This is a genomic window from Massilia rubra, assembly GCF_011682065.1.
GTDB lineage: Bacteria > Pseudomonadota > Gammaproteobacteria > Burkholderiales > Burkholderiaceae_D > Telluria_A > Telluria_A rubra.
In genome coordinates this window covers 1-1,209 of sequence record NZ_VUYU01000075.1, presented here as the reverse complement: position 1 = coordinate 1,209, position 1,209 = coordinate 1, and the positions used below count along the sequence as shown (strand labels likewise).

Sequence of the window (1,209 nt, the reverse complement as noted above, 5' to 3'; positions counted from 1 at the left end):
TTTCGGTCGAGCCGATGGCGATCGCGTTGGTCCCGCTCTGCACTTCCGACACCACCCGCGTGAGCGAGTCGTTCATCGCGTGCAGGGCGCGCATCAGGTCACCGATTTCGTCGCGCGAGGCGGGGCCAAATTGCGTGGTCAGGTCGCCGCTGGCGACCGTGCCGGCCACCGCCACGGCAGCCTTCAGCGGCACGGTGATCGAGCGCGTGATCAGGAAGGCGCATACGGCCCCGGTCAGCACGGCCAGGGTGCCGAGCACCAGCAGCAGCTCGATGGTGCGGGTGTTGGCCTTGTCGATGGAAAGTGCGGTGTCGTCGATGGCTTTGCGCTGCAGCGCCAGCATGTCCTGGATGCCGCGCTCGTAGGCTGCGGCCGATGGCGTAAAGGTACTGTTGAACAGCTGCTCGGTGGCGGCCGGGTCGCCCGCCTTCTTGGAAGCCATCACCTGTTCCTTGGCGACCTGGAAGGTGGCGCGCAGGGCCTGGATCGACTTCATCATGGCTTTTTCTTCATCGCTGGTGAGCAGCGGTTCGATTTGCTTGATCAGCGCCGTGCTGCGCTTGACCCCTTCGCTGACGGTGCCGGCGAAGGTGGCCGAGAGGGTGTCGTCGGTGCTGCGCGCGATCAGGGCGGTGCGCCCGACCGCCGCAAACACCATCACGTACCAGTCCGACACCAGGCGCTCCTTGCTCAAAGGCTGGGCCATCATCAGTTCCGTCGCGCGCGCATTGTCGCGCGCCGCAATAATGGCGTAGGCCGTGGAGACAATGGACAGAACCAGGACGATCGCAAAAGCGATCGCAAGGCGTGAACCGATGCGGACGTTGGGGAACATGGTGTTTTTCCTGACAGGTGTGGATATGAATAATGCCGATCGGCAATTATCCTCTTGTTGCTGTCAATACGACCACGATTATTGTTCCTGCGAAGCAATTCCAAGCCGTATTGTTGTTTCCACTCAACATTAAAGTATGTTCATGGCCTCAATCATGCGCGCGGGTCACGCCGCCAGTTTCAGGCGTGTGTTGGCGGGCGCATGGCGCAGGTGTCGCGCTGATGGCGTGGCCGCCAGCTTGAAGCCGCCGGCCACCTCGGCCAGGCGCGCCGCCTGTTCTTCCAGGCTGCCGGCCGCCGCCGCCGCTTCCTCCACCAGCGCCGCGTTCTGCTGCGTCACCTGGTCCATCTGCGCAATCGCCTCGTTGACCTGGT

Annotated in this window: 1 protein-coding gene and 1 pseudogene; both read right to left on the bottom strand. The window is 63.3% G+C overall.

The window, feature by feature from the left end; all coding sequences use genetic code 11:
* On the bottom strand, nt 1–835 hold an 835-nt coding region (locus F0185_RS34035), incomplete at its 3' end, for an MCP four helix bundle domain-containing protein (RefSeq protein ID WP_167233115.1).
* A 165-nt stretch (nt 836–1,000) separates the two neighbouring features.
* Nucleotides 1,001–1,209: pseudogene (locus F0185_RS34030) on the bottom strand (methyl-accepting chemotaxis protein); the annotation flags it as partial.